The sequence below is a fragment of the Nocardiopsis alkaliphila YIM 80379 genome (genome assembly GCF_000341005.1).
Lineage (GTDB): Bacteria > Actinomycetota > Actinomycetes > Streptosporangiales > Streptosporangiaceae > Nocardiopsis > Nocardiopsis alkaliphila.
The window spans coordinates 1-26,324 of sequence record NZ_ANBD01000025.1; the positions used below are offsets into that span (position 1 = coordinate 1).

At 68.3% G+C, this 26,324-nt stretch carries 28 protein-coding genes and 1 CRISPR repeat array; of the genes, 18 read left to right on the plus strand and 10 right to left on the minus strand.

Going from position 1 to position 26,324, the window contains the following annotated elements:
- The first annotated feature begins 60 nt into the window (after positions 1-60).
- Together D472_RS0102990 and D472_RS0102995 are read left to right on the plus strand one after the other, a co-directional pair.
- The gene (locus tag D472_RS0102990; RefSeq protein WP_017603021.1) at positions 61-861 is read left to right on the plus strand and encodes an ABC transporter ATP-binding protein; all 801 of its coding nucleotides are present in this window, start codon (positions 61-63) and stop codon (positions 859-861) included.
- Between the two features lie 56 nt (positions 862-917).
- Positions 918-1,886, plus strand: coding sequence for an ABC transporter substrate-binding protein (locus D472_RS0102995; RefSeq protein WP_394295610.1), 969 nt, complete (start codon positions 918-920; stop codon positions 1,884-1,886).
- Positions 1,887-2,084: 198 nt separating this feature from the next.
- Here the strand turns inward: D472_RS0102995 and D472_RS0103000 are convergent, their stop codons facing one another.
- The 5 genes from D472_RS0103000 to D472_RS0103020 form a co-directional block, all read right to left on the minus strand.
- Complete coding sequence (locus D472_RS0103000) at positions 2,085-3,782, minus strand: stealth family protein (RefSeq protein WP_152447887.1); 1,698 nt, start codon at positions 3,780-3,782, stop codon at positions 2,085-2,087.
- A 600-nt stretch (positions 3,783-4,382) separates the two neighbouring features.
- Positions 4,383-5,399 (minus strand): pyridoxal-phosphate dependent enzyme, encoded by a 1,017-nt coding sequence (locus D472_RS0103005; RefSeq protein WP_017603024.1) that lies wholly within the window; start codon positions 5,397-5,399, stop codon positions 4,383-4,385.
- On the minus strand, positions 5,357-6,325 hold the full coding sequence (locus D472_RS0103010; RefSeq protein WP_017603025.1) for a GHMP family kinase ATP-binding protein: 969 nt from the start codon (positions 6,323-6,325) through the stop codon (positions 5,357-5,359). Before D472_RS0103010 ends, D472_RS0103005 begins: the two co-directional genes overlap by 43 nt.
- 11 nt (positions 6,326-6,336) lie before the next feature.
- The gene (locus tag D472_RS0103015; protein ID WP_017603026.1) at positions 6,337-7,113 is read right to left on the minus strand and encodes a Rossmann-like domain-containing protein; all 777 of its coding nucleotides are present in this window, start codon (positions 7,111-7,113) and stop codon (positions 6,337-6,339) included.
- The gene (locus D472_RS0103020) at positions 7,110-7,850 is read right to left on the minus strand and encodes a class I SAM-dependent methyltransferase (RefSeq protein ID WP_017603027.1); all 741 of its coding nucleotides are present in this window, start codon (positions 7,848-7,850) and stop codon (positions 7,110-7,112) included. The genes D472_RS0103015 and D472_RS0103020 overlap by 4 nt, the downstream gene beginning before the upstream one ends.
- Positions 7,851-8,146: 296 nt before the next feature.
- Here D472_RS0103020 and D472_RS24715 point away from each other — a divergent pair, with 296 nt between their 5' ends.
- Both D472_RS24715 and D472_RS0103030 read left to right on the plus strand, forming a co-directional pair.
- Positions 8,147-9,430 carry an MFS transporter gene (locus D472_RS24715; RefSeq protein WP_017603028.1) on the plus strand — a complete coding sequence of 428 codons (1,284 nt, stop codon included), beginning with the start codon at positions 8,147-8,149 and terminating at the stop codon, positions 9,428-9,430.
- Positions 9,431-9,504: 74 nt separating this feature from the next.
- The gene (locus D472_RS0103030) at positions 9,505-9,888 is read left to right on the plus strand and encodes a GatB/YqeY domain-containing protein (RefSeq protein WP_017603029.1); all 384 of its coding nucleotides are present in this window, start codon (positions 9,505-9,507) and stop codon (positions 9,886-9,888) included.
- Positions 9,889-9,978: 90 nt separating this feature from the next.
- On the opposite strand, the gene D472_RS27355 is transcribed toward D472_RS0103030, so the two are convergent.
- Entirely contained in the window at positions 9,979-10,158 is a 180-nt protein-coding gene (locus D472_RS27355; RefSeq protein ID WP_083903365.1) for a DUF397 domain-containing protein, read from the minus strand.
- Positions 10,155-10,973 carry a helix-turn-helix domain-containing protein gene (locus tag D472_RS0103035; RefSeq protein ID WP_017603030.1) on the minus strand — a complete coding sequence of 273 codons (819 nt, stop codon included), beginning with the start codon at positions 10,971-10,973 and terminating at the stop codon, positions 10,155-10,157. The genes D472_RS27355 and D472_RS0103035 overlap by 4 nt, the downstream gene beginning before the upstream one ends.
- Before the next feature lie 200 nt (positions 10,974-11,173).
- Between D472_RS0103035 and D472_RS28050 the strand changes: the two genes are divergently transcribed.
- A complete protein-coding gene (locus tag D472_RS28050; RefSeq protein WP_152447888.1) occupies positions 11,174-11,731 on the plus strand; it encodes an ATP-binding protein in 558 nt (185 codons plus the stop codon).
- Between the two features lie 18 nt (positions 11,732-11,749).
- The gene (locus D472_RS0103045; protein ID WP_017603032.1) at positions 11,750-12,100 is read left to right on the plus strand and encodes a hypothetical protein; all 351 of its coding nucleotides are present in this window, start codon (positions 11,750-11,752) and stop codon (positions 12,098-12,100) included.
- A gap of 146 nt (positions 12,101-12,246) precedes the next feature.
- A CRISPR array of direct repeats spans positions 12,247-12,763; the repeat unit is 28 nt; unit sequence CTGCTCCCCGCGCACGCGGGGATGGACC.
- 22 nt (positions 12,764-12,785) lie between these two features.
- On the opposite strand, the gene D472_RS0103050 is transcribed toward D472_RS0103045, so the two are convergent.
- Positions 12,786-13,241, minus strand: coding sequence for a hypothetical protein (locus D472_RS0103050; protein WP_017603033.1), 456 nt, complete (start codon positions 13,239-13,241; stop codon positions 12,786-12,788).
- Positions 13,242-13,377: 136 nt separating this feature from the next.
- Here D472_RS0103050 and D472_RS0103055 point away from each other — a divergent pair, with 136 nt between their 5' ends.
- The 6 genes from D472_RS0103055 to D472_RS0103080 all read left to right on the plus strand — a co-directional run bounded on the left by D472_RS0103055 (position 13,378) and on the right by D472_RS0103080 (position 18,200).
- Positions 13,378-14,121, plus strand: coding sequence for a DsbA family protein (locus D472_RS0103055; protein ID WP_017603034.1), 744 nt, complete (start codon positions 13,378-13,380; stop codon positions 14,119-14,121).
- Positions 14,122-14,126: 5 nt separating this feature from the next.
- Positions 14,127-15,035: a cytochrome c biogenesis CcdA family protein gene (locus D472_RS24720; RefSeq protein WP_017603035.1), complete on the plus strand. Its 909-nt coding sequence runs from the start codon at positions 14,127-14,129 to the stop codon at positions 15,033-15,035.
- A gap of 3 nt (positions 15,036-15,038) precedes the next feature.
- The gene (locus D472_RS0103065; protein ID WP_017603036.1) at positions 15,039-16,280 is read left to right on the plus strand and encodes a PQQ-binding-like beta-propeller repeat protein; all 1,242 of its coding nucleotides are present in this window, start codon (positions 15,039-15,041) and stop codon (positions 16,278-16,280) included.
- A 122-nt stretch (positions 16,281-16,402) separates the two neighbouring features.
- Positions 16,403-16,768, plus strand: coding sequence for a BlaI/MecI/CopY family transcriptional regulator (locus D472_RS0103070; RefSeq protein ID WP_017603037.1), 366 nt, complete (start codon positions 16,403-16,405; stop codon positions 16,766-16,768).
- Positions 16,768-17,727, plus strand: coding sequence for a M56 family metallopeptidase (locus D472_RS0103075; protein ID WP_017603038.1), 960 nt, complete (start codon positions 16,768-16,770; stop codon positions 17,725-17,727). Before D472_RS0103070 ends, D472_RS0103075 begins: the two co-directional genes overlap by 1 nt.
- 110 nt (positions 17,728-17,837) lie before the next feature.
- The gene (locus D472_RS0103080) at positions 17,838-18,200 is read left to right on the plus strand and encodes an MmcQ/YjbR family DNA-binding protein (RefSeq protein WP_017603039.1); all 363 of its coding nucleotides are present in this window, start codon (positions 17,838-17,840) and stop codon (positions 18,198-18,200) included.
- 30 nt (positions 18,201-18,230) lie between these two features.
- Here D472_RS0103080 and D472_RS0103085 read toward each other — a convergent pair whose 3' ends face one another.
- Positions 18,231-19,217: a GlxA family transcriptional regulator gene (locus D472_RS0103085; protein WP_017603040.1), complete on the minus strand. Its 987-nt coding sequence runs from the start codon at positions 19,215-19,217 to the stop codon at positions 18,231-18,233.
- A gap of 71 nt (positions 19,218-19,288) precedes the next feature.
- Here D472_RS0103085 and D472_RS0103090 point away from each other — a divergent pair, with 71 nt between their 5' ends.
- The 4 genes from D472_RS0103090 (at position 19,289) to D472_RS0103105 (ending at position 22,740) form a co-directional block, all read left to right on the plus strand.
- Complete coding sequence (locus D472_RS0103090; RefSeq protein ID WP_017603041.1) at positions 19,289-20,542, plus strand: MFS transporter; 1,254 nt, start codon at positions 19,289-19,291, stop codon at positions 20,540-20,542.
- Positions 20,542-21,039, plus strand: coding sequence for a hypothetical protein (locus tag D472_RS24725; protein WP_017603042.1), 498 nt, complete (start codon positions 20,542-20,544; stop codon positions 21,037-21,039). Before D472_RS0103090 ends, D472_RS24725 begins: the two co-directional genes overlap by 1 nt.
- 248 nt (positions 21,040-21,287) lie before the next feature.
- Entirely contained in the window at positions 21,288-22,031 is a 744-nt protein-coding gene (locus tag D472_RS0103100; RefSeq protein ID WP_017603043.1) for a DUF4097 family beta strand repeat-containing protein, read from the plus strand.
- A gap of 226 nt (positions 22,032-22,257) precedes the next feature.
- Entirely contained in the window at positions 22,258-22,740 is a 483-nt protein-coding gene (locus tag D472_RS0103105; protein WP_017603044.1) for a YbaK/EbsC family protein, read from the plus strand.
- Positions 22,741-22,742: 2 nt separating this feature from the next.
- Here D472_RS0103105 and D472_RS0103110 read toward each other — a convergent pair whose 3' ends face one another.
- On the minus strand, positions 22,743-23,201 hold the full coding sequence (locus D472_RS0103110) for a hypothetical protein (protein ID WP_017603045.1): 459 nt from the start codon (positions 23,199-23,201) through the stop codon (positions 22,743-22,745).
- 142 nt (positions 23,202-23,343) lie between these two features.
- Here D472_RS0103110 and D472_RS0103115 point away from each other — a divergent pair, with 142 nt between their 5' ends.
- Together D472_RS0103115 and D472_RS24730 are read left to right on the plus strand one after the other, a co-directional pair.
- A complete protein-coding gene (locus D472_RS0103115; protein ID WP_017603046.1) occupies positions 23,344-23,928 on the plus strand; it encodes a hypothetical protein in 585 nt (194 codons plus the stop codon).
- A 46-nt stretch (positions 23,929-23,974) separates the two neighbouring features.
- Positions 23,975-26,317 (plus strand): FdhF/YdeP family oxidoreductase, encoded by a 2,343-nt coding sequence (locus tag D472_RS24730; RefSeq protein ID WP_051045927.1) that lies wholly within the window; start codon positions 23,975-23,977, stop codon positions 26,315-26,317.
- Positions 26,318-26,324: the final 7 nt, after the last annotated feature.

Sequence of the window (26,324 nt, forward strand, 5' to 3'; positions counted from 1 at the left end):
CGGCGTGCCGGTCTTCCTGACCCTGATGCGTCGCCGCGGCTACCTGTTCGGAGGACGCTGATGGAGATGCGACTCGAGGGACTGTCCGTGGACCTGGGCGGGAGGTCGATCCTACGAGCCCTGACCCTGGACGTGCCCAGCGGGCAGGTGGTGGGTTTGGTCGGACCCAACGGATCGGGCAAGTCCACCGCGCTGCGCTGCGTGTACCGGGCCTTGTCCCCCAGCACCGGCCGGGTCCTGGTGGGCGAGGCCGACCTCACAGCGATGGGGTTGCGCGACGCGGCCCGGCACGTGGCCGCCCTGACCCAGGAAGGCGGCAGCGACCTCGACTTCACGGTCGAGGAACTGGTGGCCCTGGGCCGGGCCCCGCACCTGCGCGGCAACCAGCCGCTCGGTGCCCGCGAACGCGAGCTGTGTCATCAGGCCATGGCGCGCATGGAGGTGACCCATCTGGCCAGGCGCGGGGTTCTGGAACTCTCCGGTGGCGAGCGCCAACGCGTACTGGTCGCCCGCGCCCTGGTCCAGGAACCCCACGTGCTGGTGCTGGACGAGCCCACCAACCACCTGGACGTACGCCACCAACTCGACCTGCTCGGCCTGCTGCGCGAGGTCGGGGTGAGCGTGCTGGTGGTCCTGCACGACCTCAACCTGGCCGCAGCGGCCTGCGACGTCATCGGGGTGCTGAGCGAAGGCTCCCTGGTGGCCGCCGGGCCGCCCGACAAGGTCCTGACCGAACACACCCTGCGCGAGGTCTTCGGGGTGGAGGCCACCGTCGTGGCCCATCCGTTGACCGGCGACCCCCAACTGCTCTACCGACTCCCTCACTTTGAGAAAGGTCTTCGATGGAACACCCACGGATGAAACACGCACCACTGAACCGCATCCCCAAGAGTCGTCTTCCCCTGCCGTTCTTGCCCATGGCCGCGACCTGTGTCCTACTCGCCGGATGCGGCGCCGAGGTCGAGGAGGCCGCCCAGGCGGGGCTCGGCCCGGTCACCGTCCAGCGCTGCGGCGAGGAGGTGGAGTACACCACGCCCGAGCGGGCGGTGGCCTACGAGGGCGGCAGCGCCGACAAACTGTTCGCGCTCGGCCTGACCGACCACGTGCACGGATACGTGATGCCGCCGGCCAATCCTCCGGTGACCGAGTCCCCGTGGGCCGACGACTACGCGAGCGTGGAATTGCTCAGCGACGACCTGCTCAACCGGGAGCTGGTCGTGGACGCCGAGGCCGACCTGGTGGTGGCCGGATGGAACTCCGGGTTCAGTGACCAGCGCGGCATCACGCCCCAGATCCTGGACGGCCTGGGCATCCAGAGCTTCATGCACACCGAGTCCTGCTTCAACTATCCGGGCCATCCCGAGCGGGTGCGCCCCTTCGAGGGCCTGTACACCGACCTGGAGCGGTTGGGCGCGATCTTCGGTGTGTCCGAACGCGCCGAAGCGCTGGTGGCCGACTACCGGTCACGGGTGGAGGCGGTGGTCGAACAGGCGCCCGAGGGCGATCCGGTGCCGGTCTTCCTCTATGACTCGGGCACCGATCAGCCCTTCACCGCCGGAGGCCAGGTTCCGCCCGACGACATCATCGGCCACGCCGGGGGCGAGAACGTCTTCGGTGACCTGGAGGAACGGTGGACCCAGGTGGGATGGGAGGCCGTGGTGGAGGCCGAACCCGAGGTGATCATCATCCTGGACTACGGTGACCGGCCGGCCGAGGACAAGATCGACTTCCTCACTTCTTCCCCCATCATGGCCGAGGTCCCGGCCGTGGTGGAGGAGAACTTCTTCGTCCTGGACTACAACGAGGGCATCTCCGGACCGCGCAACATCGACGGACTGGAGAAGTTCGCGCGATACCTGCGTGAGTTCGGCGCGGACCGGAGTTGAGCAAGGGCCCGCCCTACGAGGGATCGAGGGCGCCCCGGGGCCGCATCGAGGCTCCGGGGCGCCCTGGTGACACTTGCGATTCCTCACCCTTGCGGGCAGGACGTTCGGGCCCTCTTTGAACGCTTTTGCCTCGGGATGAACAGACGTGACCTCGCTCGTAGCGCCCGGAGGGGCGCTACGAGCGAGGGGGCGGGAGTACTACGGGTCACCGTGCCTTCCCGACGCCGCCGGCTCAGCGGTCGGCCTCGTTCCTCCTCGGTCCGGGCGAGCCCCCGCCGCCCGGGCCTCGAAGGAACCACGTAGTGGCAGGTATCGGTCGAGGAAATCACCCAGGTACCTGTCGGCGTTCGGATCCTCGCTCTCGGTGGTGTCATTGACGCAGAAGGCGTCGAACCTACGGTTGTCGAGGAGTTCACGCGAACGGCTGCGGAAGGACTCCGGGTCCGCGAGGTTGAGGTAGGCGTAACGGAGCCGCGAGTACACGGCTCGGCCGGTGAGCAGGGCGTAGTGGTGGTGGAGCGAGGACGGGATGGAGTGGTCGTCGGGGTGGCGGAAGCGGGAGGCCGCCGTTCGCGCGAACACCTCGGGGAAACGCTCCTCCAGTTCCCAGAGAACGGAACGGCGCTGGGGAATCGGTGTGTGTTTGAACTTCGACACGGCGGTGCGACCGAACACGGACCGGATGAGGGCGTTGTTCCTCTTCCCGGCGGCGTCCACCGGCTGGTCCTCCACACTCGCCTCTCCCAGCCCGAAGCGATAGGGCGACGGGTTCAGCTTGACGATCCCGTTCGGGTGGAAGAAGTGCTCGGCTGAGACCGGGCGCCCGAACAGGACGTCGTCGTTGAGGTAGAGGTAGTGCTCGGACAACCCGTCGATGTGGTGGAGCTGGGATTCGATCGCGTGGGAGTTGAAGACCGGCAACAGGCCCGGGTCGGTGAAGATCTCCTTGTGGTCCACGACCTGGATCCACTGCTGCTCGGTGTCCAACCAGGCGGGAACCTGTCCGTCGGTGACGATGTAGACCTTGCGGATGAAGGGCGCGAACATCTCCAGGGACCGGAGCGAGTAGAGGAGTTCGTCCCTGTTGGCGTATCGGGAGGACGAAGCCGAGTCGGGGTTGAGCTCTCCGGCTCGGCCCAGGTAGGAGTTCCTGGTCGCTCTCCACTCGGGGTCGTTGCCGTCCACCCAGGTGTAGACGGCGTCCACCGGGAAGGTGATGTCCGTGGTCAGGGTCTGCTCGAACGCGGCGAGGGTGGGATGCGGTCGACCGTTCACCTTGGTCCGCGCGGGTGCGCGTTCGGGTTCGGGGATGACCTCCCCGACGGGGTTGGGTCGTGGCGCTACCAGGGCGTTGCTCAAATCGCTCCGCGGGGGCACCACCTTGAGCCCTTCCAAGACCTGCGCGCCCTCGTCCGGTTCGTCGAGGACGTCCTCGCCCTCCTGCCAGAACTCGATGACGCATCCGTGTTCGAAACCCGCGATGACGGAGCGCCCTCCACCGGTCACGTACTCACCGAGTCGCAGGTAGGGGGCCTGCCTGTGTGACCTGAGCGCCCGGGACGAGACGGGGCGGGCGCCTCCACGTGGACGGCTGACGTACAGTCCCGATCCCGTGTAGTGCTCGGCCAACAGGTCGAGTACTGCGGGACGATGAGCCACGTCCACGGCGATGGCGTGTTGGTATTCCCTGTTGTTGCGCACCAGGAAATAGGGGATCTCGTGCTCGGTGAGCAGATCCGTGCAACGTTCCAGCTGAAGTGCCGCGAACTCCGTGACGCTGAAGACACCCTCCCATCTCCTCGCGAGCACGGCACCGTTGTGGTGTACCGCTACGGTCAGCCCTGAATAGCGGCGAGGAGAGAGTAGTCTCAGGGCCCGTCTGTAGGTGATCTTCATCGGCACCGGAGTATTCGCCACGGCGTACCGACGAATCTTTTTAAACAAATCTCTTATTTTTTCCAATTTCCCTCTCCGACTCGGGGGATGTTCACTGTTTCCGTGCGCCTTCCCCACAAACTCAAGAGATCTAGCCCACACCCCCTCGCAAGGAACAATTAGTCGATTCGCCAATTTTAAAGCACGATGATGCTTTACTGGCCTTTTAGTGGAGCTTTATGGCCTACTTCCCGCTATGAGCGTCTTCAATCAGGGATCCATCTCACGCGAGGCAGCGGAACCTTCGAGCCGAGGCAGCAGGAGAAGAGGGGATCGGCGAGGGCTCAGGCCCGCTACCAGGCACGATCGCCACGGGGACACGCTCGCCCTGGGGTGGCCCTTGGTCGCTTCGCCTGAGCGCCCGAGGGCCTGCTCGACGATGGCATCGGGCCAGTGGGAGGAATCCGGTCGGTCACCACCGGAGCTCGTGGGCCTCTGGACCACCGCGACCGCCGGGCCCGGACACCTCCCCTTAAGCACTTCCAACCGAAGCCCTCGTCCGGCCCGGCGCCCGCACCGGGCCGGACGGTCGCTTTTGCCCACGCTCCGCCCCGGGCTCGCTCACCCCTCCCGGTGCACCGCCTGAACCGGCGCCGGGCGCCGACCCCAGTCCATCCGGCACCAAGGCGGGATGAGTTCGGTCGGCTCGTCGATCCCCCGGGGGGAGAGATCGTCGAGGTCCGCCGCCTTCTCGTGGTGGGCGAAGACCGAGTCGACGTAGCGGTGGCCGGTGTCGGCGGCCACGAACACCACACGTCTTCGGGTGCGCCGCGCCTCCCAGCGGGCCACCAGGTAGGCGGCGCCCGAGGACAGCCCCGCGAAGATCGCGTGTCGGCGCAGCAGGTCCACGCTCCCCGCCAACGCGGCGTCGAACCCGATCCAGTGCAGGGTGTCGTACAGGGTGTGGTCGACGTTGCCGAAGGGGATGGAGCTGCCGATACCGGCGATGATGATCTGACGGTCGGTGACGTGGTCACTGCCGAAGGTGACGCTGCCGAACGGCTGGACCCCCACCAGCGGGGTGTCCGGGGCGCTCTCGCGCAGATAGCGGGCCAGCGCGCCGGTGGAGGCTCCCGAGCCCACCCCGCCCACCAACATGAGGGGTTCCTCCCCCACGTCCTTGCGGATCTGGTCGGCCACCGCCCGGTACCCCAGCCCATGGATGAGGTCGTGGTACTGGCGCATCCAGTGGAAGTGCGGGTTGTCCCGCAGCACCTCCCGAACCCGCCGCACTCGCCGGTTCTGGTCCAAACCCAGGTCGTCGGAGGGTGGCATCTGTTCCAAGGTCGCCCCCAGTACGGCCAGTTGCAGGCGCAAGGGACGGTCGATGGTGGTGGAGCCGATGATGTGGCAGCGCAAACCGTAGCGGTGGGCGGCCAAGGCCAGACCGTAGGCGTAGATACCGCTGGAACTGTCCATGAGGGTGTCACCGGGGCGGACCACCCCGGTGTCGAGCAGGTGGCGTACCGCCGCCAGGGCGGACGCCACCTTCATCGATTCGAAGCGAAGGCACGTCAGGCCTTCGTCCAGGTCGATCAGATCAGGTCGGGCGATGGCCTCGCCGATGTGGTCGTCCAAGATCGCTCCCCGATGTTCAGGGTGGTTCTGGAGGTGGAGAAGACACGGGTGGGGGCGAGCCCTTCTCGGCCGAGCCGGTCGACGGCACTGTCGAGACGGTCGGTCAGGTCGAGCGCGGTCGCGTCGAAGAGGAGTCCGGCGACGTTGCCGCTGTGCGCCACCTGTATGCCGACCGCCCCGCAGCCTCGGGCGGCCTCCCGGAGGGTGCCGAGTTCGGCCTTGGGCAGCACTCGTTGGTTGAGGATGGCGCTCTCGGTACAGACGTGGCCGACCCCGGCGGCGTCGTGTTCGTTGATCGCGGTGCGCAGGACGGCACGCAGCCTTTCGTAGACGTTGATGTCCCCCGAACGTGCGGTACCCCGCAGGGCGAGGGTGTCGACGGGTTGACCGGAACCGGTCAGGCAGCCCACCACGATCAGTTCGGGGAGCGCCGGGCCCAGGTCCTCCAGGACACGGCCCCGGCGCTGGGCGAACAGCAGCGGCCGTTCCCCGAACATGATCGGATCGCTGGCGCCCTCTGCCGCCACCGCCACCTCGGCCACGACCGAGGGGGGCAGTTCCACACCCAGTCCCGCGGCCACCGCGCGCACCGCTGCGGTCACGTCGCTGGTGGACGAACCCATGCCCAGACCCGGTCGGGCCCCGCCCCGTACGCTCAGGTAGCCACCGACCGGACGGAGGTCGCTGCGGCGGGCGCATTCGGCGATGGCCAGTTCGGCGGCGCGGGCCGCCTTGGCCCGGTCGGGCGGGTCCACCAACACGCGCCGGGGCGCGCGGGTGGAGAACGGGGTGAACACCGCACGGGTGGCGGGTTCGGCCATGGGCAGGGTGACCAGGCCGCGGGTGGGTTCGCCCCGCTCGTCCAGGAAGGTCCCCTGGAGTACCTCACCGTGGTGACAGGTGGCCTGTCCGGTTCCGAGGGTCACGCCTCGGCCTCCTAGCGATATCGGTAGAGAGTGGTCGGTTCAGCGCTGAACTGGGAAAAAGGGAAGGGTTCGGCGGACAGCGCGGTGACGCCGGAGCCCAGGAAGGCCCGGGCGACCGCACTGCCGCTCTGGGCGTAGAGCACCAAGGGGAGGTCGCGTTCTCGGCAGCGTTCCAGGATGCGGTCGAAGGAACCGTTGCCCAGGGTCATGCCGGTGGCGACGACGGCGTCGGCCTTGGCCAGGACCTCCTCCATGTCCGGACTGACCGGATCACCCCACTGGGTGCGGCGCAGGTTGAGGTCACAGGGCAGGCACTCGCCGCCGCGTTCGCGGATGGCGGCCACCAGGGGATTGACGACGCCGATGAGGGCGATGCGTCTGTTCTGGGGTTCGGGCAGGAGGGCGGCGATGGCGCGGTCGCGTGCCACCGCGCGTTCTTCGGGGGTGCCGTAGGGGAGGGTGACGGGTTCGGCGCGCGGGTCCTCGCGGTGGGGCACCTCCTGCCCCAGGTAGGCGTCCAGGGCGGCCAGCCGCAGGGGGGCGGGGCCGTCGAGGAGTTCGGTGAGGGGCCGGCCGGACAGGTCGGCGCACACGCGGGGGTCGAGTTCGCCCGCTTCGAAGGCGCAGGCGCCGAAGGCCCGGCCGATGCGCACCAGGACGTATTGGTTGAGGTAGGTGACGTCGCCGCTGGCCAGACGGGTGCCGTGGTGGACCCAGAAGACACTGGTGGCCACGGGCGGGTCGGGGGTGGCCAGGACGGACCGGCGGAGTTCTTCGAGGTCTCTCATCGGCTGTTCTCCTCGGTCGCGCCGCTTTCCCTGGTCAGGCGGAACAGGTAGGTCAGGACGCCGTCGTTCCAGTCGTGCAGGTGGTGGATGTGAGCGGTGAAGCCCTCGTGGACGGCGTGGCCGATGATGTGGCGCAGGTCGGCGGTGTTGGAGGCGATGAAGAAGACCTCACCGCCCGGGGCGAGGAGGTCGCGTTCGGCGAGTTGGGTGAAGAAGGCGTCGGTGACGGGGGTGCCGGCGCACACGTTGCGGACGATGTCGGGGTCCTCGCTCACCGGCCGGCTGACGGCGGGCGGGTTGAAGGTGACCACGTCCAGGCGGGTGCCGTCGGGCAGGGGCGCGAAGAGGTCACCGACCCGGGGGAGGAACTCGGTGGGGCGGTCGGTACCCACGATGCGGTGGTAGCCGGCCTCGGTGGCGGCGACGCTGGCGGGGTGGACGTCCAGGGCGTGCACGCGGGCGGCGCCGCGCAGGCCGGCCACGATGGCCTCCACGCCGAGCCCCACTCCCATCGCCGCGTAGACACGGCCGCGCACGTCGATCTCGTCGTCCAGGACGCGCTGGTGGATCATCCGGCTGGTGGCGCCGGGGATGAAGACGCCCGGAGGCACCTCGAAGTCCCAACCGTTCCAGGAGTAGGCGCGCGTGGTGTGCAGGTCGGCCTTGGGGCGATTGAGGGCGATGATCTGCTCGGGCGGCAGGGGCGGGGGCAGGCGGTCGAGGAGGGAGGAGTTCACTCGGGTCCTTTCCGGCAGGGGCGAATGAGGGGCGTCGTGGTGGCTCGGTCGGTGACTATAGCGACAATGAAAACCGTTGTCACTTTCGCGGGGCCTCACCCCCGCACCCCCGAGTCGTTCCCTGGGTCGTGACGCCGCGAACCCCCACGATCACGGACCCTCCAGGCACCCGGGGAGGCTCCGAGAGGGGTGTCGTTCGCACGCCAGGATGTAAGTGATTATCGTTTTCACTACAGTGGCGGAAGAGCCGGCGACGAACACGCCGGGACGCGACCCCACACCCCGAACGATCAGAGATGAGAGCTTCCGTGCCCTCGACGACGTCGAACACGACCGCCCCACGGCGCCCCACTCCCCTGCTGCGACCGGACTTTCTGCGCTTGTGGTGCGCCACCACCGCCTCGGGGATGGCCACGTGGGCCATGCCGTTCATCCTCGGGCTCGCCGTCCTGCACGGGTCACTGACCGCCATCGGCCTGGGGTTGGTCCTGGCCACCCGCACCGCCGGGTTCCTGGTCGCCGTTCCCCTGGGCGGACTGCTCGCCGACCGCTACTCCCGGCACGCCGTGGTGTTGTGGTCCGGGCTCGCCGCGGCCGCCGCCAGCCCCGTTCTGGCCGCCGGCCTGGGCACCTCCACCACGTTGATGGCCGTGGCCGCCGCCATCGTCGGGGTGGGTCAAGGGGCGTGCCGCCCCGCCTTTCAGGCCCTGACCGCCGAGATCGTGGCCGTCGAGGACCGACAACAGGCCAACGCCGCCCTCACCTTCTCGGTGCGCGGGGTCACCCTGATCGCCCCCGCGCTCACCGCCTTGGCGGCCACCATCACCGGACCGGCCACCCTGTTGCTGGTCACCGCCGGGCTGTGGCTGGCCACGGCACTGCTCGCACCCAAGGGGACCGGTGTCACGGACCAGGCCCGTGACCGGTCCCCCTTCCACGTGGAGTTCGTCGAAGGACTCACCGAGGCGCGCCGCCACCCCTGGTTCCTATCCGGGCTGGCCGCACTGACCACCGTGATCGCACTGGGCTACTCGGCCACGAACGTGCTACTGCCGCTGACCAGCCGGGATCACTACGGCACCGAGGCCGTGCTCGCCGGCGCGTTGACCGCCTACACCGCCGGCGCTCTGGTCGGCGCGCTCTTGGTGGCCCGGTGGAAGCCCCGCGCGCAGGGGTGGTGGGCGCTGTTCGGGCTGGGTCTGTACGCGCTGGCGCCGCTGAGCCTGGCGTTCCCGGTCGGCGCCGTGGCGGTCTTCGCCGCCTACGCGGTGGTGGGAGTGGGGGTGGAGTTGTTCAATGTGCCCTGGTTCACCGCCGCCCAGCGCGAGGTCGCTCCGGACAAGTTGGCCAGGGTCTCCTCCCTGGACTTCCTGTTCGCCTACGGGTTCGCACCCGTGGGGCTGGCGCTGATCGCCCCGGCGGCGCAGGCCTTCGGAACGGAGTCGGTGTTGCTCGGGTGTGCGGTGTTGTGCGTGCTCGCGCCGGCGCTGGCGGCGTTGGCACCGGGTGCCAGGGACTTCCGCACCCGACACCATGGCGCTCCGCAAAATTCCCTATCGCTCCCCAAAAATACCTGCTAACCTGACTTTAAAGGAGTGTTAGGGATAGAGCGACGCTCCTGCCGCGATGTCGCACACGAGATTCAGGAGGGCGTATGAGCCCCGAGGGCCCGATCATCGAAGACGTCCACGACTTGCGTGCCCTGCTTCGCGCCGACCTCGTCGTCGCGATGAAGGCTCGTCGCCCCGAGGTCGTCTCGGCGCTGCGTACCGCCCTGGCCGCCTGGGACAACGCCGAGGCGGTCACCGTCCCGAAGGTTCAGCGGGAGGGCGGGAGCGAACACGTCGCGGGCGCCCGGGTCGGGATCGGTGCCGCCGAGGTGGAACGACGGGTGTTGTCCGTTGAGGAGGTGCGAGCACTGTTGCGCCGGCAGGTCGAGGAGCGGGTCGAGGAAGCGGAGCGCTATGACTCGCACGGCCGGCACGAAGCCGCCGAGCGGCTTCGACGGGAGGCCCACGCCCTGAGGAAGTACGGCTGAGTCGCTGCGCGTCCAGGGTTCTCGTACGTACGCTGGAACGTGAACGGTCCCCCACCACTACGCCTGGTGGGGGACCGTTCTCGTGGGTTCCTACTTCGAGGACAGAGCACCCAGCAGAGCCGCCCACTCTCGCCCTTGGAAGCCCAAATACCCTAGGCCACGGTTCTGCGTGTCACGCACATCCGCGCCTCCGACGCACTCACGCACCTCCACGCAGGCGCCACCACTTCCGTTGCTATAGCTGGATTTCTTCCAGTCCTCGTTCATCATTCGATGTGGCCTCGAATCTCTTCCATCCTGGACCGGGACACCGATGCGGGCAGTGCTGCGCTTCGCAGCTCCGCGAAGATCCGCTCGTAGCTCGCCACAACCCCTGGGTGCTTCAGTGTCATTCCGGTCTGTTGGCTCTCAATGTAAGCAAATGCACCGTTTCCAGGCACTTCCATCAGGATAAAGGACCCGCCCAGACCCGCGTGCCCCTCAGCCTCGATCGGGACTATCTGGATGTGCAGGCGAGAAAGCCAGGAGAGCTCTATCAGTCGGTCGATCTGAGCCGGCATCACTCCAGGGTCGCGAAAGCGTCGCAGAAGCACGGCCTCGTCTATCAGGAAGGTCGATCTCGGCGGGTGATCACGCTCAAGAATCCTCTGTCGCTTCTGCCGGGCCTCCAGAATCTGGTTGAGGGCTTCAGGGGTCGCGTCAGGCTCCGCAAGTTCACTGATGGCACGGATGTACTGCTCAGCCTGTAAGAGACCGGGCACCAAACCCAGAGAGTAGTCCTGAATCTTGGTCGCTGACTGCTCCGCTTCAGCGACTTCCCTGAAGTACGTGGTCATACCGACCCCTGAGAACGCCGCATCCCAGGCACCCAAGATGATGCCGTTAGCGGTAAGAGCCTTATCAAGGCGTACTACAGGATCCCGCCTAGTCCCTTTTTTCCCAAGCTCCAAGTCACTGATCGTGCTCTGCGCAACCAAAGATACAGCTGCCAACTCCTGTTGCGTGAGACCGGCCTGACCTCGGATCTTCTTCAGTAGACGACCGAAGCGAACCCGCGCTTCCCCCTCTTCGTTCCCCTTTTCCAACTTCCCACCATCCCTCCACCGAGCTCTACCGCTGGCAATAAATCTTCTATCGGGTTTAGCGGTAATGATAGACCGCGCACCCCCTCCGTTGGCAGAGTTTCAGAAGAATCCACTTCCCCTCGCGACTAAAACCGCAAATCGAAGTGATCATCAGCCACACCTGAAATCAGATCCATCACCAACCACCCAAGGTGCGACAAATGCAAAATATTGGGACACGTTCACCCGTACCGGAAAAGCCCTTCCCCCGCCTGATCCACTTCCGTGACCCGAATCGACGCGGCCTCCTCCTGGGCCACACCCACGACCACCAATCCCTGGCCCAGTGGTGTCACAGCGTTCTGCCCTGCCACGCTCGCCCACTGACCCTGGTCACCCGAGCACTGGTCGACAACGCTCTCCAGCACACCCGTTCCGGGCTGCCGGGCGGCACGGTGCGCGTCGTGCTGGACCGGACCCGCCCCCTGCTCCCCCACCTGTACGTCACCGACGAGGGCCCTCTGCCCGGACCGAACATCAGCTATCCCCGCCGCGACGACCAGGCCCCGTGCAGCGGCCTGGCCTTGGTCGAGCGGCTCTCCGTGTACTGGGACTTCTCCTGGTCCTGGGACGGCCACCGCATCCGCGCCCTGACCCTGCAAGTGGTCTTCGACCTCACCGAACCGGCTGAGCCCGATCAACGCGCGCACGAAAAAGGCCCGGAAAAGCGTCATACCGCTCTCCCGGGCCCACGGACCCTGAATCCAAGAATCCCCTGAAACCAGAAAGCAGAGCCCATGTCGCACCCTATCCCCGCGCCCCGCCGCCCGCAGGACCTTCGCTCGAACAGCCCCTATCGCCCTCTCCCCGCTTCGGGCCCGACCTGCGCCTTCTGCACTCACCGCACCTGTCGCGCCTATCGGGCACAACACCTTCCTCGTCTGGGCGGTCACCGCACCGAGTTCGCTCGCGAGCACCGCCAGGCCGCACGACTTCAGGCCCATCATCCGCGCTCGATCATCTGGTTCGGAGAGGCCACACAGTCGTTCTGGGTGGCCTCAGCCTCGGGACTGGTCGAAGCCGAAACCATCGATGCGGTGCTCACCTACCTGTGGACCCATGCGCAGCGGATCATCTCTCGCCGTTGAGCGGGCTCTTTCCTCCTGGTGGCCCCGGTGTGGTTTGCTCTAGGCTCAAACGAAACCGCGAACCTGATGGTGTGTTCCTTTTGTCCGTTTCTCAACAAGTTGCAAATTTGGACCCCAAGCGCGAATAGACTCGCAGGTCAGGGAGACTGCTCCCCGCGCACGCGGGGATGGACCCTTACACCCCCTAGAGCATCGCTATCTGCGAGAACTGCTCCCCGCGCACGCGGGGATGGACCTCGGTTGAGTTAGAGTTTGCATCTAATTCGTTTCTGCTCCCCGCGCACGCGGGGATGGACCCGGTGCCGTCTTGGCCGGGCAGGTCGAGGTCTCCTGCTCCCCGCGCACGCGGGGATGGACCCGATGACGGCGAACCCAGGGCGTTCCGGGGTGGCTGCTCCCCGCGCACGCGGGGATGGACCTGGACCGAGCATCGACTTCCGAGGAGACGGCGTCTGCTCCCCGCGCACGCGGGGATGGACCCCGATCGCCAACTCAGCACTTCTGCGCACGTTACTGCTCCCCGCGCACGCGGGGATGGACCCGTTTAGGAGTAGGTCGGCTCCTCGAACAGCTCCTGCTCCCCGCGCACGCGGGGATGGACCCTCGATGAGGGTGAAGCCGTTGTAGCTGTCGTCCTGCTCCCCGCGCACGCGGGGATGGACCCACCGCCTTGAACCGGGCGCCGTCAGTCGACCCTGGCCGGGACGGGGCAGGAGTTCGCGGTACGCAGTCGTGACCACAACGCCCAGGACAGAAAGACCATCCCGGCGACCGCGAGCACCGGTTGCAGCGGAGCGAACCAGGCCATGGCTCCACTGGTACCCAGCGCCAACAGGACGAGCTTGTTGCAGACCGGGCAGCCGATCGCGAACCAGGCCAGGGCCGCGCCCACCATGCTCCTTCCTCCATCACGGTCGCTGCGCGTTTCCTCGACCGCCGACACACCCCGCACGTAGGTGGCCATGACCAGGCCGGCCAGGATCGAGGTGGCGATCCAGACCGGGTACGACCAGCACGTCGGTTCGATCTCCCGGGTGAACAATCCGTTCGGGATGAGCACGGCCGGCACCCCCAGCAGGAGCAGGGTCGCGATCGTGCCCACCGCCGCCACGCCCCACTGCCGCAATCCCCACGTGCGCATTCGGTGTCTCCCCTCATCTGGCCCTTCGGTGGGCCCGGTGGACGGAGTGGGAACCCGGTGGAGTGCCCCCTGTGACCATCCTCTTTCTATGCAGCATAGAGTACCTTCTATCGCACATAGAAAGTAGAGGTGTTCCATGTCCCGACGATCCAAGGGCACCACGACCACACCACTGCTCCTGACCGGAGCGGTGCTACTCGCCCTCGTCGTGGCGGTGGCCATCGGGCTGGCCCTGGAAGAGGACCCCTCGGAGCCAGGGACCTCGGGCACCGCTCCCGCGAACCAGGCGGTAGAGGATCCCATCGGTGAGGAGCAACGCGAGTGGGGGCAGAGCCTGGCCAGGCGCGAGGCCGCGGACCCCACGGCCATGGGCGAACAGGACGCCCCCGTGGTGATGATCGCCTACTCCGACTTCACCTGTCCCTTCTGCGCCGCTTGGGCCCAGGACACCCAGCCCGAACTGGTCGAACGCTACGTCGAATCCGGCGAGCTGCGTATCGAGTGGCGCGAGTTCCCCTACCTGGGAGACCCGGCCCGTGACCTCTCCGTGGGCGCGCTGGCCGCCGCCGAGCAGGACGCCTTCTGGGAGTACCAGGAGGCGGTCTTCGCCCGGCAGGACGAACTGACGTCGTCCTCCGACGCCGAAGGAGAGCTCAGGGCGATCGTCGACGACCTCGGATTGGACATGGAACGCTTCGACGCCGATCTGCGAAGCGAGGAACTGCTGAGCCAGGTCGACGCCGACTTCCTCGAAGGACAGCAGATCGGGGTGTCCGGCACCCCGGCCTTCATCATCAACGGGGACCCGGTCATGGGCGCTCAGCCCCTGCCGACATTCCTCAACAGCATCGACACCGCCCTGACCGCGGCCGGGGCGTGAGCACGATGGACATCGGTTTCCTCGCCGCGGTGGCGGGCGGCGTCCTGGCCTTGCTCAGCCCATGCAGCGCCCTGTTGCTGCCCTCCTTCTTCGCCTACGCCTTCCGTGACCCGGGGCGCCTCCTGCTGCGCACCGGTGTCTTCTACCTCGGACTGTGCCTGACCCTGATTCCGCTCGGGGCCGGCTCGGCCATGGTCAGCGTCCTGTTCTACGGCCACCGCGAAACGCTCATCAACGTCGCCGGTGGCGTCATCATCGCCTTCGGCATCGCCCAAATCCTGGGGTTGGGCTTCACCTGGGGGCCTCTGGCGCGAGCCCAGGGGCGTTTCGCCGCGGGCCGGGGTCACCTGTCGGTGCTCGGGCTGGGCGCCGTCTATGGATTGGCGGGATTCTGTTCCGGGCCGATCCTGGGTGCGGTCCTCACCGTCGCGGCCACCGGCACCCCGTTGCGCGGCATGCTGCTCATGGCTGCCTACGCCATGGGCATGGTGCTTCCCATGTTCGCGTTGGCCCTGATGTGGGACCGCTACGAACTGGGGCGTCGTCGGTGGCTACGGGGTCGGTCGGTGAGTCTGGGCCCGGTGACCACGCACACCACCGCGCTGTTGAGCGGTGGCCTGTTCATCGGCATCGGGGTGCTCTTCATCGCCTTCGACGGCACGGCGTCCATGGTGGGCCTGCCCGGAATGGAGCAGGCGGAACGGCTCGCCTACCGGGCGCAGGAGTCGCTCCACCGTCTGGGGACGATGACCGATCTCATCGCACTGGTCCTGGTGATGGTCCTGGCCGGTGCGTTGTTCCTGCTCACTTGGCGCGCCAGGAGCCGTGACGCCGAGGCCACGGAGTCCACTTCCTCGAAGACCGACGATGGTGCCTCGCTCCTCCAGGGCGACCAGACCTCGGAAAGGGGCTGACCCGTGCCATCGGCCAAGGGCCACGGTGTCCTGGTGGGCGCCGTGGTGCTCTTCCTGAGCGCCTGCGCGGTACCGAACGCGGGTGGATCCCACACCGAACCTCGTGACGATCCGGCCCTGCCTCCCCCGGAGGTCTCCGCTCCGCTCCCCCACCCCCTACGGGGCGAACCCCTGTGGACGGCGCCGTTCTCCTCCGAGCCCAAGGCCACCGAGTCGATGTTCATCGGGGTGTCGCAGAAGCGGGAGGGCGGCGCGGTCGAGTTCCTCGGGGTCGACCACACCGGCCGGACCAGGTGGTCGACCGAGCGCGACCCCGAGTGCACCGGGTTCACCCTCGTCCGTGATCCAAACGGCGGCACGGAACTGGTGGTGTTGCTCGACAAGGAGAGGGACCCGGAAGGGGGCTTCCTGGCCACCAGGACCACGGCCTCGGCCTTTCACCCCGACAGTGGCGAACTCGCCTGGGGGCCGACCCACGTTCCGGGCACCCTGGTGGGCCCGGGCCTGGTCTTCGCGGCGATCCAGGGGAGCGTGATGAGCGACCACACCGGTCCCAAGGTCGCCCTGAGCCCGAGTACGGGCGCGGTGGTCGCCGACGAGAACAAGGGCGAGGTGGTCCTGCACGAGTACCACGGTCTGCTGTTGGCCCACGGTGAGGGTGCGCTGCGGGCGGTCGACGCCGACGGCACGGGCCTATGGGAGCACACCGATCTGGAGATTCCCTCGGAGCTGGACACCACGAGCGTCCGGGTCGGTTACGGGCCCCGGCCGGCCGGCGATTCCGGGGCGGCGGTCACGCTCGTGTGGACCGCCGCTTCGGCGGACGAGGAGGAGCCCTTGCTGTACACGGTGCACGATCTTCGTACCGGGGAGCGGATCCTCACGCTCGCTCCGGATCGTGAGCCCAAGACGCTGGACCTCGGAGACGGTCTGACGGCGGTCCTGGGGGCGCCCGTCGATGCTCCGGACACATCGAGCGTGTACGTGGTGAGCGAGCAGGGCGAGGCTCCGCTGTGGCGACGTTCGGTACCTTCCAACGTCCGCGTGCGCGGGTCGGTCGGCGCCGACCTCTACCTCGACGAGGACGGGACGCACCGAGCCTTGGACGTACGGACCGGGACGGTCGAGCTGGAGTGGGACGGACCGACCGAACTACCCGCCGCAGCGCTCCCGGGGGGACCGGCCCTGGTGGAGGTCACCACCGCCGAGGACTCACGGGTGTTCGCCGCCCTCCCCCTGGATTGAGCGGAGCCGTTCGATGGATCCCCTCGGCCGGGGCCTCCCTCCACCGGACCGGTTTCTATGGTGGATAGAATCACACGAAGGCGCGGACGAAGCCGCGACGGAATTCACTGGAGACGGGTGCCATGGTCACGGGCCTTGGATCGTTGGAGTCGGAGGTCATGGAGGCGTTGTGGGCCTCCCCCTCCAGCCTGAGCGTTCGGCAGGTGTTGGACTCCCTTCCGCGTGAGGGGATCGCCTACACCACGATCTCCACCGTTTTGGAGAACCTGCGCCGCAAGGGGTGGGTACGGCGTGAACGTCTGGGGCGTCTGTGGTTCTACCAGCCGATACGCGACCGCTCCACCCACGCCGCCGAACAGATGCGCGACGCGTTGGAGGGCAGCCGGGACGCCGGGGCCACGCTCCTGCGTTTCGTCGACGGCATGCGTCCCGATGAGGTGCGGACCCTGCGCTCGCTTTTGGCCGAACTCCCCGAGGAGGAGCCGTGATGTGGTCGTTCGTGGCGATCGGTGCCGTGGCCGCGCTCAGTGTCAAGGGACCCGGCGTGCTGCGTCACGCCACCTCGAACCATGACCCCGGTCCTCGCGTCGAACTCACCCTGTGGGTGGGCGCGAGCGTGGTGTGGTTGCTCTCGTGCATCGCCCTGGTCCTGGTCGCGGCGGCCGAGCTGCTGGGGCCTTCGCTCAAGGGCATCGTCGCCACCTGCGTGAGCCTCTACCAGGCCGTGGAGTCCCATGGCTCCGGTGCCATGGTCGCCGTGGGAGCCGCCCTGCTGCTGGGCCTGTTCGCCGCCGGCCGACTGGTGTGGACCGGCCTGCTCCGTGGTCGGGCCGGACGGTCCTGGCGGCGCGGGCACGCCCGTGAGCTGGACGAGGGCGCCGTGCCCCGTGTCCTGCACGGTCACCAGGTGTGGCTGGTTCCCTCGCCGCGTCCGGAAGCCTACTGCGTACCCGGGAACGGGGGCCGTATCGTCATCACCAGCGGGGCATTGGAGGTTCTGACCCCACGGCAGGCCCACGCCGTTCTGGAACACGAGAGGGCCCACCTCGACGGTGGCCATCACCTGCTCGTGGGTTGGGTGCGTTTGCTGGACAAGGCCTTTCCGAGGGTTCCCTTGCTACGGGCCGCCGCCGAGCGCGTTCCCGTCCTGGTCGAATGGGCCGCGGACGATCGCGCCGTGCGCCGGGTAGGGGTGGGGCCGTTGGCCCACGCCCTGGGGCGTTTCGCCGGCTCCGATGGCGCGTCCGACACCGTCGCCTTGTCCATCGGCGGCGCCTGCCCGGTCGAGCGGGTGCGTCGACACCTCACGCCCGCTCCGAGGTGTTCACGGACGCCGGCCTTGGGACGTGCGGTGTCGGCCGGCCTGGTCCTCGTGGCCCCCTTGGCGTTCACCATCGCCATGACGATGACCTCCGCGATCGTTCCGCCCTGTTATTGCCCGGTTTAACCGACTTTCGCCACCGGTCCGGTGACCTGCGATCGGCGTCCCCGGTGGTTCGGCCCCGGCTGTGCGAGACCGGAAGGAGCGGTGTCGGTGGGATGTGGTTGTCTTTTCGCATGAGCGTTGAGATCGAGCGGTTCGTGCGACTGGTACAGGCACTCCCCGACTGCAAGAGCACGGACTCGGAGCGGTACACCACCTTCCGGGTCCACGAGAAACCCTTCGCCTACCTGTGGCCGGACACCGCCACCGTGGGTCTGAAGCAGACCCTCATCGAACAGGCCGCTCTGGTCGCCGAACGACCCGACGTCTTCGAGGTGCAGTTCACCACCGGTTCCTTCGGTTGGGTGGTCGTCCACCTGGAAGGCGTCGACCTGGACGAGCTCAGCGAGCTCACCCTGGAGGCCTGGTACCTGACCGCGCCCGAGGAACTCCTGAGTACCCCTCCCACGCCGCGCTCCCTGGTCGAGGCCGGGTAGTCCACCGGTTCCCGCGAACCCCCGGGCCGCTCAGGCGGACCCACGGAAGGTCCGCCGGTAGGCGCTGGGCGAGACCCCCAACGCCTGGTGCATGTGTTGGCGCAGGGACGTGCCGGTACCGAAGCCCGCGCGTTCGGCGATCCGGTCCACCGCAAGGTCCGAACCCTCCAACAACCTCCTGGCCAGGTCCAGGCGCTGTTCGGCCAGCCACCGCCCCGGCGACATCCCGGTCTCCTCGCGGAACCGACGGGTGAAGGTGCGCACGCTCATCGCCGCCCGATCCGCCATCTCCCGCAGACCGGGCTGTTCCTCCAGGTGTTCCAGCGCCCACGCACGGGCCCCGGCGGTGGCGGCGCGACCGGGTTCGGGGAGGGGTCGGCGAATGTACTGGGCCTGCCCGCCCTCGCGGTGGGGCGGCACGACCGTGCCCCGGGCGACCTCGTTGGCGACGGCCGCGCCGTGGTCGCATCGGATCATGTGCAGGCACAGGTCGATCCCGGAGGCCACCCCGGCGGCGGTGAGGTGGCGACCGTTGTCGGTGTAGAGCACGTCGGGGTCGAGGTCGATGTGCGGGTACATCGAGCGGAAGTATCGGGCCGAACGCCAGTGGGTGGTGACCCGGCACCCCTCCAGCATCCCGGCGGCGGCCAGCACGAACGCGCCGGTGCAGATGGAGGCCACGCGCGCGGTGGCGGGGATCAGGCCCAGGGCAGCGGCCAGGTCCGGGGCCAGGGGGTCGTGGGGGCGCTCCCCGTAGTCCTCGTCGGCGGCGGGCAACACGACGGTGGCGGCCTCGGCCAGGGCTTCGGGTCCATGGTCGACGAGGATCTCGAAGTCGGTGTCGGTGCGCACTCGTCCGGGTTCCAGAGCACAGGTGCGCACCTCGTAGAGGGGTTCGCCGTCGGCGTCGCGGGCCTGGCCGAACAGGCGGTGCACCGCGGAGGCCTCGAAGGACAGCAGGCCTTGACGAACCAGGACCGCCACCGGGTGGCGTTGGGGATGCCCAAAGATGCTCATGGCCCGATTCTTTCACTTGTTGGCTTTCGAGCCACTGTCGGCGATGGGGTGCTCGGAACCAACCTGGTTCCATGCTGACGACGACACACGAACGCTCTCCCGTCCGGCCGCGCCGGGCCTGGCTGATCGCCCTGGTCGCGGGACTGGTCATCACGGGCGCGGCCGCCTTCGCGACGATGCCGGGGCTGCTCACCGATCCCCTGCGCACCGAGTACCGGTGGTCGCGGGCGAGCATCGGTCTGGCCGCCTCGGTGAACATGGTGGTCTACGGGCTCGTCGCCCCCTTCGCCGCGGCCTGGATGGACCGGTTCGGTCTGCGCCGGGTCGCGCTGGTGGCGCTGGCGTTGATCGCGGTGGGGGCGACTTCGACGACGCTGATGTCCCAGCCCTGGCAGTTCACCCTGTACTGGGGGCTGTTGGTGGGGGCCGGAACCGGTTCGCTCTCGATGACCTTCGCCGCCACGGTGGCCCAGAACTGGTTCGTGGAGCGACGTGGCCTGGTGGTGGGCACGTTGACCGGTGCGAGCGCGTTCGGGCAGATGGTGTTCCTTCCGAGCCTGGCCTGGATGGTGGACCACCATTCCTGGCGTCCGGCGGTGGTGACTTTGGCGTTGACCGCCACGGTGCTGGCGACCCTGGCCGTCATGGTCCTGCGTGATCACCCGGCCGACGTGGGGCTTCGTCCCTACGGCGCCCCGTGTCCGGTGGCCAAGCCGTCGCCGCGACCGGGAGCGGCGACGCGCACGTTGCGGGTGCTGGCCACTTCGGTGGGCGATCGCCGGTTCTGGGTGCTGGCGGGGACCTTCGCGATGTGCGGGGCCACCACCAACGGGTTGTTGTGGACGCACTTCGTGCCCGCCGCCCAGGATCAGGGCATGGCCGTGACGGTGGCGGCGACCCTGGTGTCGGTGGTGGGCGTGTTCTCCCTGGTGGGGACCGTGCTCTCCGGGTGGTTGTCGGACCGGTTCGATCCCAGGTGGTTGCTGGTCGCCTACTACGGGGGACGGGCGTTGCTCCTGGCCGTGCTGCCGGTGGTGCTCGGGCCACAGGCGGGCCCGGCGATGGTGACCTTCGTGGTGTTGTTCGGATTGTTGGACGTGGCGACGGTGCCACCGACGATCCTGTTGGCGCGGCGCGTGTTCGGCGCCGACGGGGCGGTGGTCTTCGGCTGGGTGAACGCGGTGCACCAGGTGGGTGCGGGAGCGATGGCGGTCACCGGTGGTCTGCTGCGGGACGTGGGCGGCGGGTACGGGCCGGTGTGGCTGCTGGCGGCCACGCTGTGCGCGTTCGCCGCTCTGCTGGCCCCGCGCGTGGGGAGGCCCTGATGCGGCGGATTCGATGGGCGGCCCGGCCGAGCGCGTTCTCACTGGTGTTGTCGGTGGCGGCCCTGCTGCTGGGGTATGTGGGGTGGGCCGGTTGGGAGCAGGGGGTGCGGGCCGCTCGGGGCGAGGGCGCCGCCGGGACGTTCGTGGCCTCCTCCCTGTCCTGTGTGCGACATCCGGGGCACGAGTCCTGCGTGTGCCAGGGGACCTTCCACCCGGACCTTCCTGACTCCCCCGGTTCCCAGGAGGGCGCCGAAGACGAACGTGGTGAGCGCGCGGTGCGGTTGCACGCGGCGGATCGAGCCGACTGCGTGGAAGGGGTGGAGATCGCCGCTGTGGACGTGGGCGCCGCCGACCGGGTCTACGGGCCTGGTGGGTCACGGGAGTGGGTGTTCTCGGCGGTGCTGATGCTGGTCGGTGGGGGCGGCGCCGTGGCCGTGGTGGCGGGCCGGCTCCACACACGGCCCGGAACGGAAGCCAGGGACACCACCGATGGGTGAGCCCCATGGGAGCGATCCCGGATTCTCTCCGAATCTCCCATAGACCACGTACGGGTCTACGACCTGGACTGGTCCGGGCCCCTCTTTCCTTCGGGGCGCACGGCGCGAGACGTCGGGCGCCCCGTTGTGACGGATTCGGCGGCCATGGAGAAGCGTTGACCGGTTTCTTTGGTCTTTGTGGGTAGTCAATACCAATGACCGGATCAGGTTCGCGACATGGAGCCGCCGACCACGCCACAGGAGGTCCCATGAGGCCATGGGTCGCCCTTCCCACGACCGGTGCCGTATCGCGGGTGCTCCTGGTCCTTGCCATGGCCTTGATGGCGGGGTGTTCGAGCGCCGATCCGGGTGAGCCCCAGGAGCGTACCTTCAGCGACGTGCCCGAGCCCTTGATCGTGGAGGGCGGCCAGGCCGAGCTCACGCTCGTGGCCTCCGACATCGACGGGGTACGGGTGACCCGCCAGGAGTCCGGGCAGGCCGGGGGCGAATGGGGCCTGGAGGGCGACACCCTCTCCTTGGACGCCGAATGTTCCCTGTTCTCCCGCTGCCACGTGCGTTACGTGGTGGAAGCGCCCGCCGACACCGACCTGTCGGTGAGCACGGACAACGGATCGGTCTCCCTCACCGGGTTCACGTCCATGGTCAAGGTGACCTCCGACAACGGTCCGGTCCTGCTCTCCCGTGCCTTTGGCCCCATCGACCTCTCCTCGGCCAACGGTGATCTGACGCTCGAGGACGTCGCTTCCGACACCGTGCGCCTGGCCACGGACGACGGCGGCATCGACGCCGCCTTCGCCGCACGCCCCACCGAGGTGGGGGTCAGCACCAACAACGGCGACGCGACCTTGGCTTTGCCCCAGGGCCCCTACATGGTGTTCGCTACCGCCGACAACGGTGAGATCATCACCGACGTGGACGTGGACTCCTTCGCCGAGAGCACCATCAGTGCCCGGACCGACAACGGCACGATCACCCTGACCCCCGTGGAGTGAAGTGCTCGGCACGGCGCGGAGGACGCGTTCGTTGTCGCGGCGTTCTCGGCCGGCCCGCGCGGGACCCTCGGTGTGCCCTCCCGGGGCCCGTGGGTACTTCCGCTGCTCTTGGGGCCCGCCGAACTCGGCCTCCTCACCGGCTTCACCCCGCGACCGGTCCCGACCAGGCGATCTGGCCACTGTGGACGATAGTCTGCGCGCGATGTCGAACGTGAGGAGGGCACCGATGAACCAGGGTGCGGAACTACCCGAACGCAGCCGTCAGGTGGCGCGGGTGCTGGAGGAACTCGGTCTGAGCGGACGGGTGCGCGCGCTGCCCGCGTCCACCCGCACCGCCGCCGAGGCCGCTCAGGCCCTGGGGTGTGAGGTGGGTGCCATCGCCAACAGTCTGGTGTTCATGGCCGATGAGGCGCCACTGCTGGTGATGACCAGCGGGCGGCACCGGGTGGACGTGGAGCTGCTGGCCGAGCGCACGGGCAAGGGCCGGATCCGCCGAGCCGAGCCGGAGGAGGTACGAGCGGCCACCGGGCAGGCCATCGGCGGGGTCGCTCCCGTGGGCCATCCGAAACCGGTGGAGACCGTGGTGGACCCCAGCCTGGCCGACCATCCCACGCTGTGGGCGGCGGGCGGCACCCCGAACACGATCTTCCCCCTCACCTACACCGAACTGGTCGAGATCACCGGTGGCGCCGAGGTCCCCGTCAACTGATCTCACCCCGTTCTCGTCGATTCCGGGAGGGCCTTACTCACGGCCCAGGCGATCAGACCGCCGATGGCGCCCACGATCGTGCCGGTGACCAGGCTGCTCAACGCCGCGAAACCGCGCAGGATGACCTGCTGCACCATCGGAGACAGGTCGGCGAGGGCGCCGCCGAGCCTGGGCGCCTCACCCTCCCAGGCGAGGTGCCACAGGAGTTGGTGACCGAGCATGAGCACCACTCCATACAGCAGTCCCACCACGACAAGGGTGAGGAAGGGGTTCGGCACGCGGCGCCACAGGACCACGATGATCCACACCAGGGGTGGGGCGAACACGAACAGGGCGTTGACGAAGGTCCCTTCGTGGATGATCCCGAGGTCGTGCAGCACCACACGCGGCGCGGCGAGCAGGGCCAACAGGACCAGGACCGGCAGGGGTAGGCCCGATACCGGGCGATTTCGTGTGTTCATGCGCCCATCCTGCGAAGTCGTGGGGCGGCGCGCGTCGGTTCCAGGTCTTGACCCACTACGTCCGAACGCGTGCTCCTTCCCAGGGTGCGGTACGGTCGCCCGCGAACACCGGGCTTTCACTCGGACGGGGAAGGACGCGCACTTGACCAGAGTCGGCTGGAGCACCACCGTCGTCACCGCCGTGGTCGCCTTGGTCATCGGCTTCGGTGCCGGTTGGTTCGGTCATGATCTGGCCTCCGCCCCGCCTTCTCCGGTGCTCGCCCAAGAGCCCGGTGAGGATGCTTCAGAACGGCCGACGAGCGGGTTCGAGGCGGTCAGCGTGGGCTTGGACCAGACCCACGAGTTCGCGGACGGGCTCACCATCGGCCTGAGCGGTTTCGAACGCGGGGTCGAGGAGGGCGGGGTCGACCCCACCACCGGTGAGGAGGGCGACCTTTCCTACCTGTCCTGGCGGGTGGAGTTGGCCAATGAGGGCGACCAGACGGTACAGACCGGGTCGGTGACGCGGTCCTGCTCGGTGGGCGATCCACCGCGAGAGTCGGGAACGCCCGCCCTGGGTGCCGGCGTCAATCCGCCCGAGAGCCTGGGACCGGGGCGCTCCGGTTCCTGGGACGAGGACTGTTGGGCCGAAGAGGACGATACCCACCTCCAGTACACGGTGGAGTTCCATGACCAGGACTTCGTACCGTTGTACCCACCGGTGACCTTCACCGGCACCGTGGATTGATCCCTCCCCCTGGGAGGCGTTGGCCACCGGAGCACCCGATGGAAGAATGTGTGAGGTGAGACACCACCATTCGGACATGACCGATCCCGTGCAGGACGCGCCGGAGGTCGAAGCCCCCAAGGAGAGCGCGGCGGGAATCCCGGCAGTGCTCAGCAGCGTGCGTCATCTGGGCGAACAGGCCGGAGTGATGCGCGGACTGCCGGCGATGCTCGCGGTCAACCAAAAGCGCGGTTTCGACTGCCCTGGATGTGCCTGGCCGGAGGCGGACAAGCGGCACACCGCGGAGTTCTGCGAGAACGGCGCCAAGGCGGTGGCCGAGGAGGCCACCCGCCACGCGGTGGGCGCGGACTTCTTCGCCCGGCATCCGGTCGCTACTCTGGCCGAGCGCTCCGGCTACTGGCTGGGAAAGCAAGGCCGGTTGACCGAACCGGTGTACCTACCCGAGGGCGCCACCCACTACGAGCCGATCTCGTGGGAGGCCGCGTTGGACCTGGTGGCCGAGGAGCTGCGAGGGCTGGCCTCCCCCGACGAGGCGGTGTTCTACACCTCCGGTCGGACGAGCAACGAGGCGGCCTTCGCCTACCAGTTGCTGGCCCGACAGTTGGGCACGAACAACCTGCCGGACTGTTCGAACATGTGCCACGAGTCCTCCGGTTCGGCGCTCACCGAGACCTTGGGCGTGGGCAAGGGCAGTGTGTCCTTGGAGGACGTCCACCAGGCGGATCTGATCATCGTGGCCGGGCAGAACCCGGGCACCAACCACCCACGGATGTTGTCGGCCCTGGAGAAGGCCAAGCGCGCGGGCACGAGGATCGTCACGGTCAACCCGCTGCCCGAGGCCGGTATGAAGGCGTTTCGCAACCCGCAGAGCCCGCGAGGGCTGGTGGGGCGCGGCACCGAACTCACCGACCTTTTCATGCAGATCAAGGTGGGCGGGGACCTGGCCCTGTTCAGCGCCCTCGACCGATTGTTGTTGGAGGCGGACCAACGCGGCGAGCGGGTTCTGGACCACGACTTCGTGCGGACCTTCACCCACGGGTTCGAGGAGTTCTCCGAGGCACTGCTCGCCGAACCCGAGGAGGAGTTCTGGTCGCGCACCGAACGTGACACCGGGCTGCCCCGGTCACTGGTGGAGGAACTGGTCGCCATGGTGATCGCCTCGGAGCGGATCGTGGTGTGCTGGGCGATGGGTCTGACCCAGCACAAGCACTCGGTGCCCACCATCCGCGAGGTGGTCAACTTCTTGCTGCTGCGCGGCAACGTGGGCCGGCCGGGTGCGGGGGTGTGCCCGGTGCGCGGCCATTCCAACGTGCAGGGCGACCGCACGATGGGCATCATCGAGCGGCCCTCCCCGGCCTTCCTGGACGCGCTGGGCTCGGAGTTCGGCTTCGAGCCGCCGTGTGAGCACGGGCACGACACCGTGAACGCGATCCGGGCGATGGGGCGCGGTGAGGTCGGCGTGTTCTTCGCGATGGGCGGCAACTTCGTCTCCGCCTCCCCCGACACCGAGGTGACCGAGGAAGCGATGCGTCGGGTGGGGTTGACGGTGCACGTGTCCACCAAACTCAACCGTTCGCACGTGGTCACCGGCGCGCGGGCGCTCATCCTGCCCGCGTTGGCCCGCAGTGACAAGGACACGTACCAGGGACGGGCCCGCTGGGTGACGGTGGAGGACTCCATGGGGCTGGTGCACGCCTCCCACGGAGTGTTGACACCGTTGTCGAAGCACATGTGGTCGGAACTGGACATCGTTCGTGGCCTGGGCCGCCGGTTGTTCGGCAACGCTCCGGTGGACTGGGACGCGATGGCCGACCACGACCGGGTGCGCGACCACGTGGCCGCGGTGGTGCCCGGGTTCGAGGACTTCAACGCCAAGGCCCGGCGGCGCGGCGGGTTCGCGTTGCCGCACGCGCCCCGGGACGATCGGCGGTTCCCGACCGCGACCGGCCTGGCCAACTTCACGGTGAACGGTACCTACGCGCCGCGGGTGCCCAAGGGGCGGCTGTTGTTGCAGACACTGCGTTCGCACGACCAGTACAACACCACGGTCTACGGGCTCGACGACCGGTACCGGGGCGTCCGCCAGGGACGTCGGGTGGTTCTGGTCAACCCCGAGGACGCCCGTGAGCTGGGCCTGGCCGATGGTGCCTACACCGACATCGTGGGCGAGTGGAGTGATGGTCGGGAGCGGCGCGCCCCGCACTTTCGGGTGGTGCACTATCCCACCGCGCGGGGCGGCGCGGCCGCCTACTACCCGGAGACCAACGTGCTGGTGCCCTTGGACTCCACCGCGGACGTGAGCAACACACCCACGTCCAAGTCGGTGGTGGTGCGGTTCGAGCCCTCCTCCGTCCGGAGCGGGCCGACGCCTGCGGCCGAACTCCCCTGACCACCGC